Source organism: Sphingomonas sp. PAMC 26605 (assembly GCF_000241485.1).
Taxonomy (GTDB): Bacteria; Pseudomonadota; Alphaproteobacteria; order Sphingomonadales; family Sphingomonadaceae; genus Sphingomonas.
On record NZ_JH584241.1, the window covers coordinates 909,645 to 916,501 of the forward strand.

At 66.9% G+C, this 6,857-nt stretch carries 8 protein-coding genes; 7 read left to right on the plus strand and 1 reads right to left on the minus strand.

Annotated features, from left to right (window positions below):
• Positions 1-74 precede the first annotated feature (74 nt).
• From acpS to maiA, 4 genes are read left to right on the plus strand one after another with little or no spacing between them, the layout of a single operon-like run.
• Complete coding sequence (gene acpS, locus RH90_RS04110; protein WP_010184058.1) at positions 75-485, plus strand: holo-ACP synthase; 411 nt, start codon at positions 75-77, stop codon at positions 483-485.
• Positions 482-1,384, plus strand: a complete 903-nt coding sequence (gene lepB, locus RH90_RS04115; RefSeq protein ID WP_010184060.1) for a signal peptidase I — start codon at positions 482-484, stop codon at positions 1,382-1,384. Before acpS ends, lepB begins: the two co-directional genes overlap by 4 nt.
• A complete protein-coding gene (locus tag RH90_RS04120; RefSeq protein ID WP_010184061.1) occupies positions 1,381-2,445 on the plus strand; it encodes an AI-2E family transporter in 1,065 nt (354 codons plus the stop codon). The genes lepB and RH90_RS04120 overlap by 4 nt, the downstream gene beginning before the upstream one ends.
• Positions 2,442-3,074, plus strand: a complete 633-nt coding sequence (maiA, locus tag RH90_RS04125; protein WP_010184062.1) for a maleylacetoacetate isomerase — start codon at positions 2,442-2,444, stop codon at positions 3,072-3,074. The genes RH90_RS04120 and maiA overlap by 4 nt, the downstream gene beginning before the upstream one ends.
• A gap of 21 nt (positions 3,075-3,095) precedes the next feature.
• On the opposite strand, the gene RH90_RS04130 is transcribed toward maiA, so the two are convergent.
• Positions 3,096-4,199, minus strand: a complete 1,104-nt coding sequence (locus RH90_RS04130; protein WP_029625019.1) for a glycosyltransferase — start codon at positions 4,197-4,199, stop codon at positions 3,096-3,098.
• Positions 4,200-4,458: 259 nt separating this feature from the next.
• Between RH90_RS04130 and RH90_RS04135 the strand changes: the two genes are divergently transcribed.
• The 3 genes from RH90_RS04135 to RH90_RS04145 all read left to right on the plus strand — a co-directional run.
• Complete coding sequence (locus RH90_RS04135; protein WP_010184064.1) at positions 4,459-5,349, plus strand: hypothetical protein; 891 nt, start codon at positions 4,459-4,461, stop codon at positions 5,347-5,349.
• A 2-nt stretch (positions 5,350-5,351) separates the two neighbouring features.
• The gene (locus tag RH90_RS04140) at positions 5,352-5,876 is read left to right on the plus strand and encodes a DUF2141 domain-containing protein (RefSeq protein WP_010184065.1); all 525 of its coding nucleotides are present in this window, start codon (positions 5,352-5,354) and stop codon (positions 5,874-5,876) included.
• 7 nt (positions 5,877-5,883) lie between these two features.
• The coding region (locus RH90_RS04145) for a glycosyltransferase (RefSeq protein WP_010184066.1) at positions 5,884-6,857 on the plus strand (974 nt) is incomplete at its 3' end.

The following is a 6,857-nucleotide window of genomic DNA, read 5'->3' on the forward strand; positions in this document are numbered from 1 at the left end:
CCTTCTCCGGAAAACGCCACACCCGCGGCACGCCCCACCCCTAACCCCTCCCGCAAGCGGGAGGGGAATCTGCGATGATCATCGGCATCGGCTCTGACCTGTGCAGCATCGAGCGGATCCAGGCGTCGCTCGACCGCTTCGGCGCGCGCTTCGAAAACCGCGTATTCACCCCGCTCGAACAGGCGAAAGCCGCGCGCCGCCCCTTCACCAAGGCCGGCACGCTCGCCAAGCGCTTCGCCGCCAAGGAAGCTTTTTCGAAGGCGGTCGGTACCGGATTCAAGGCTGGCGTGTTCATGCGGGATATCGGCGTCGTCAACGCGCCCTCGGGCGCGCCGACGCTGGCGCTGACCGGCGGGGCAAAGGCGAGGCTTGACGCGATCACGCCCGACGGCCACGTCGCGAGATTACATTTGACGATGACCGACGATCACCCCTGGGCGCAGGCCTTCGTGATCATCGAAGCGGTCATGAAGGATAGCGTATGAGTGAGGATGTGGCCCTGCGCACGCAAGACACCAAGGAGCCCGTCCCCCACGAGCCCGCAACGCAGCCCAAAAAGGGGCGGACCGACTGGGCGGGCGAAGTGCGCGGCATCTTCTGGCTGATCCTCGCGGTGCTCGGCTTCCACACCTTCATCGCCAAGCCCTTCTATATCCCGTCGGAATCGATGCTGCCGGGGCTGCTCGTCGGCGATCAGCTGGTGGTGAGCAAATTCCCCTACGGCTGGTCGTTCGTCTCGCCGACCTTCCATCTGCTGCCCTTCATCAAGGGCCGCTTGCTCGGCCGCCTGCCCGAGCGCGGCGACGTCGTGATCGTCACGCCGCCGGGCACCGAGACCGATTACATCAAGCGGCTGATCGGCCTGCCCGGCGACCGACTCGAGGTCCGCGACGGCACCGTCATCCTCAACGGCGTCCCCGTGAAGCGCGGGCCGCTACATTATGTCGATATCCCTCATTACGGCGGCGTCCAGCTTCCCGCGCCCGAGCGCGCGACCTGCGACCTCGGCGACGACGCGCTGCGCACCGGCCCCGACGGCAAGACCGTCTGCCATGTGCCGGTCATCACCGAGACGCTGCCGGGCGGGCGGCATTACGACACGGTCGAGCTCGGGCCGTCGATCGGCGACAATTACAAGGAGGTGACGATCCCTGCGGGTCATGTCTTCCTGATGGGCGACAATCGCGACCGCAGCGCCGACAGCCGTTTCTCGCTCGCCGAACAGGGCCTGGGCGGCCCGGTGCCGTGGGAATATCTCGGCGGGCGCGCCGAATTCATCACCTTTTCCAAGACAGGCCTGGGAAGCTGGAACCCGCTGACGTGGGGCCAGTCGTTCCGCGGCGGGCGCGCCGGCACCTCGCTGCATGCGGAGCGTACTCAGTGAGCGAAGACACGACAGCCCCCAAGATCGTCACCGAACCCGCACCCAACGAACTGCGCGACCCCGTCGTTCGCCAGGAACTGAAGCGCGCGACGGTGTGGCTCGGCCTGGCGGGGGCAATCGCGCTCGTCGTGCTGCTGATCCAGCCGTTGCTGATCATCTTCGGCGGGCTCGTCTTCGCCTCGATGCTCGACGGCGGGGTGCGCCTGCTCGGCCGCGTGCTGCCGATCGGGCGGTCGTGGCGACTGGCGATCGTGGTGGTGCTGACCGTGCTGTTCATCGCGCTGGTCTTCTATCTGACCGGCGCGGGGATCACGCAACAGTTCGAGCAACTGCGTTCGACGCTGACGACGCAGGCGACAAAGCTGATCGCCTGGGCATCGGAAAAGGGGATCATGCCGGGCAAGGCCGATCTCAACGGCATCATGCAGCAGGCGCTCGGCTCGTTCGGCAAGATCACCTCGTATCTCGGTATCGCGTTCGGCGCGCTCGCCAGCCTGATCATGGTGCTGGTGATCGGCCTGTTCATCGCGATGGAGCCGCGGCTGTACGAAGGCGGGCTGCAGTGGATGGTGCCGAGCGACCAGCGCAAGCGCTTCTCGGGCACGATCGAACAGATGGCGACGACGATGCGCCGACTGCTCGCCGGCCGCCTGTTCGGCATGGCGATCGAAGGCGTGATGACCGGCGTCGCGCTGGCAATCGCCGGCGTGCCGATGGCGCTGGTGCTCGGCATCATTACCGGCATCCTTGCCTTCATCCCCAATATCGGCGCGATCACCAGCGGCATCATCATGATCGCGGTCGGTTTCAGCGCAGGCATGAACACCGGGCTCGCCGCGATCGGCATCTATATCTTCATCCAGGGGCTCGACGGCTATGTCGTCATCCCGATGGTCGCCAAGCGCACGGTCGATCTCCCGCCCGCGCTGACGCTGTCGATGCAGATCCTCGCCGGCACGCTGTTCGGCATCCTCGGCCTGACGCTCGCCGACCCGATGACCGCGATGATCAAGGTCGCGCTCGAGCGCAGCTCGGAGGCGGAGGGAGACGCCGAGGCATGATCCTCTACGATTACTGGCGCTCCTCCGCTGCCTACCGCGTGCGGATCGCGCTCAATCTCAAGGGCGTGGCCTATGAGAGTGTCGCGATCGACCTGACCCAGGGTGCGCAGCGTGCGCCCGACTATCTGGCGCGCAATCCGCAAGGATTGCTGCCGGCGCTCGATCTGGGCGACACGGTGCTCACGCAGAGTATCGCGATCCTCGACTATCTCGACGCGACCTATCCGGCACCACCGTTGCTCCCCACCGACCCGCTGGCGCGCGCGCAAGCCTTCGCGCAAGCGCTGGTCATCGCCGCCGACATCCACCCCGTCGACAATCTGCGGGTGCTCAATCGGCTGAGCGCGCAATTCGGAGCCGATCAGGCTGCGCGCAACTCTTGGTACGCGCATTGGATCGTCGAAGGATTGAATGCGCTCGAAGCAATGACCGTCGATCTGCCCGGGCCGTTCCTCGGCGGGGCTGCGCCCAATCTCGCCGACATCTGCCTGGTGCCGCAGCTCTACAACGCGCGTCGATTCGCGGTACCGCTCGAGGCTTGGCCACGCCTGGTTGCGGCCGAAGCGGCGGCGACGGCGCTTCCGGCGTTCGCCGCGGCGCATCCTGATCGGGTAAAGCCGACGGGCTAGCGTAGGAACGCTCCGGCGGCGCTACGCCGCCATCGCGAAGCGCCGCTCCAGCACGACCTCGTCGAACAGATCGAGATAGGCCGCCGCCGCGTCCTCGCCAGGTTGCGGGACGGGCCGCGGCCGCGCGCGGCCCGGGGCGAGCCAATGCTCGAGCGCCGCGACCAGACCAGCGGTATCGCCCGCGGTCACGATCGTGCCAAGCGATGGCCGCGTGATAATCTCGCGCACCGCGACGCTCGAATCGGTGCTGATCACCGGCGTGCCGACCGCGAGCGACTCGCGCAGCACGCCGGGCACACCCTCGAAATCGGAAACCAGCGCGAGCGCCGTCGCGCGCGCGATGACCGGTGTCGGATCGGTGACATGGCCGGGCAGCGATACCCGGTCGCGCAAGCCGAGCGCCGCGATCTGCGCCTCGAGCGCGGCGCGCTCACTGCCCTCGCCGACAATCATCAGCGCCATGTCGCGATCGGCAATCTGGTCGAAGGCGGCGACGAGGCGATCCCAGCGCTTCTGCGACGCGAGCCGGCCGACGCCGAGCAGGAAACGGCCGCGCGGCATGGCGGGCGGCGCGGCACCATCGACCGCGCGCACCGGCGGATTGGGGATCACGCGCAGCATCGCGGGATCGGCGCCCATCTCGGCGCACGCTTCCTCCGCCATCGCCGGGCTCATCGCGACGAGCCGGTCGACGAAGCTCGGATGCCAGCGCAGCCAGCGGCGATACGCCATAGCGAACGCCGGGCCATGGTCGCGCCGGACCAGCGCGTTGGAGATCTTCGCAACGATCGGCGGGCAACTGTGCCCGAGCCGCAATCGCGTCCACGCCGCGAGCGCGGAATAATGGTTGCCAGGACAGAACAGCACATCGGGCCCGATCTCCTGCGTCAGCGTAGCGAGGCCACCCATCCCGATCATCGTCGATCGGCCGAGCAAGTGCACATCGACGCCGCCGGGCAGATCGCGCGCCAGCGGCCCCGTTGCATCGCCGATCACCAGCGTGACGCGCCGCCCCAAGTCGTTCCATCCCCTGACCAGTCGAAGCAGCGCTTTTTCTACCCCACCGCCCTGAAGCGTTTGGGCAAACGCAAGAATATGCGCGGCTGGGGGTCGGGGACTCAACATGAAGTGACGCTAACGTGAGTCTGTGGCAAAAGTTTCCCAAGTCGCGATTGAATGCGACGGCGCGCCCTTTCCGGCCGACCGCGCCGTCCCGTGGAATTGCCGCGCCACACTTCTGCCGTTAAGCCGCGCCAATGGACCGCCTCGACCGGCTTGAACCAGCGGACAAACGCGCCACGTGACACAGATGAAGACCGGCCCCGGGAGCGGCGCTGCGACCCCAGGGTCGGGCGCCTACGCCCCTTTGCCAGCGCTACCCGGCTTGGGCAGCACCACCGACCTTGCCGGACTCGAGCCGATGAAGCCGCTCACCCGGCGTTGGCCGTCGTATCTTGGTGCCGCCGTCACGGTGGTGATGATCGTCTGGCTCGGGTTCAAGCTGCGTGGGCTCGGCGTCGATAGCCTGTACGAGGCGCTGCCGACCAATCCGCTTTTCTACTTTTTCTTCGCCTTGCTCTACATCGCGCCGGTCACCGGCGACTTCATCATCTTCCGGCGGCTGTGGGGGATCCCCGCGGCCGGGTTCGTTGCCTTGATGAAGAAACGAATCGCCAACGACGTGCTCAATTATTCGGGCGAAGCCTATTTCTACGCCTGGGCGCGACAACGCTCGTCGATGGTCGCTGCCCCCTTCGGCGCGGTGAAGGACGTCAGCATCCTCTCGGCGATCGCGGGAAACATGGTCACGCTGGCGATGATCGCGGTCGCGATGCCGCTCGGCATCGGTCTGCTCACGCCGCATGGCCTCCACAATGCGATCTGGTCGGTGGTCGCGGTGTTCGCCATGTCGCTGCCGTTCCTGATCTTTTCGAAGCGCGTCTTCTCGCTCCCGCGCGCGACCTTGTGGTGGATCTTCGGGATCCACTGCCTGCGCCTGATCGCGGGCTGCGTATTGATCGCCTTTGCCTGGCATTACGGTCTGCCGAGCGTGACGATCGGGATGTGGCTGCTGCTTTCGGCGGCGCGGATGATCGTCGGGCGCCTCCCGCTCGTGCCGAACAAGGACCTTCTTTTCGCCACCTTCGCCACCCTATTGATCGGGCAGGATGCCGAGCTGTCGGTGCTGATCGCGGTGACGGCGGCGCTGCCGCTGCTGGTCCATGTCGTGCTGGTCGCGATCTTCGGGCTGGTCGGCCTGGTGAGGAAGAATTGACGATGCGCAAGTTTCTGGCTGGGGTAGCGGCGCTGCTCGCCGTGATTGGGCTCCCTGCCGTGGCGCAGGCGGCGCAGGTGCTCGGCAGCGATGCCGCGGCGTGCAGCACCGGCGGCCCGGCGATCCGCGTTAACGTCGAAGGGCTCAAGGATCGCACCGGCGAGCTAAAGCTCGAACTCTATCCCGCGACCGAGGCCGATTTCCTCAAGGACGATCGCGACCTGATCAAGGAGGGCAAGTTCTTCCGCCGCGTTCGGTTGCCGACACCGCAGAGCGGACCGATCACATTGTGCATCCGCGTACCGACCCCCGGGGCTTATGCGCTGCTCTTCACGCACAATCGCGACGGCAAGAACAAGTTCAATTTCTGGAGCGACGGTGCGGGCTTTGCCAGCAACATCAAGCTCGGGCGGACGCGGCCGAAACTCGAAATGGCGCGGATCGTTGTCCCCGAGGGGGTTGTGACGACCACCATTCACGCCCAATATCTGCGTGGGCTCGGTGGTTTCGGCCCGATCGGGAGCTGATCCTGCGATGCGTATCGTCGACGTCAACGAATTCTACTCGCCGACCGGCGGCGGGGTGCGCACCTATATCGACCGCAAGATGGGGATCATGGCCGATCTCGGGCATGAGCTGATCGTGCTCGCGCCGGGCCGCGAGAATGCGATCGAGGAGCGGCCGGGCGGCGGCAAGGTGATCTGGATCCAGACCGGGCATCTGCCGCTCGACCAGAATTACGGGCTCTTTTGGGACGGCGCGCCGATCCTCCGCTGGCTCGACGAGCTCCAGCCCGACGTGGTCGAGACGTCGTCGCCGTGGCGCCTGCCCTGGGTGATCGGCAAGTGGCAGCCCAGATATCCGGAAGGCGCCGTCAAGGCGTTCTTCATGCACAACGACAATATGGCGGCCTACGCCTTGCGCTGGTTCGAGGGGATGGCGCCCGAGGAACGGCTCGAACAGGCCTTTTCCTGGTACAGCCGCTACATGTCGGGCTTCCTCAAGCATTTCGACGCGGTCGTCACCAACGGTCCGGCGCTCGAGAAGCGACTCACGCGCCGCGGCGTGCATATCGACGCGGCGATGCCGCTCGGGATCGAGCGCGGCCATTTCTCGCCCGATCTGCGCGACGACCGGCTGCGCGCGGCGCTGCTCGCGCAATGCGACCTGCCGCCGAGCGGGCATCTGCTGCTGGGGCTCGGGCGGCATCACCCTGAGAAACGCTGGCGGCTGGTGATCGACGCGGTCGAGCGCGCCGGGTCGGACCTGCCGGTCGGGCTGATCCTGCTCGGCACCGGCGTCGAGAGCCGCCAGATCGAGGCGCGCATCGCGGGCTCGCCGCACATCCGCATGTTCCGCCCGGTCTATGACCGCGAGCGCCTCGCGCGGATCGTCGCGAGCTGCGACGCGCTGATCCACGGGTCGGAGGCCGAGCCGTTCGGGCTCGTCGCCTCCGAGGCGATGGCGGGCGGCCTGCCGCTGATCGTGCCCGATACCGGCGGCTGCGC

What these genes read in the sequence shown, in the direction of transcription:
- acpS (WP_010184058.1), top strand. Translation starts at nt 75, where the DNA reads ATGATCATCGGCATCGGCTCTGACCTGTGCAGCATCGAGCGGATCCAG.
- RH90_RS04130 (WP_029625019.1), bottom strand. Translation starts at nt 4,199, where the DNA reads ATGTTGAGTCCCCGACCCCCAGCCGCGCATATTCTTGCGTTTGCCCAA.
- maiA (WP_010184062.1), top strand. Translation starts at nt 2,442, where the DNA reads ATGATCCTCTACGATTACTGGCGCTCCTCCGCTGCCTACCGCGTGCGG.
- lepB (WP_010184060.1), top strand. Translation starts at nt 482, where the DNA reads ATGAGTGAGGATGTGGCCCTGCGCACGCAAGACACCAAGGAGCCCGTC.
- RH90_RS04140 (WP_010184065.1), top strand. Translation starts at nt 5,352, where the DNA reads ATGCGCAAGTTTCTGGCTGGGGTAGCGGCGCTGCTCGCCGTGATTGGG.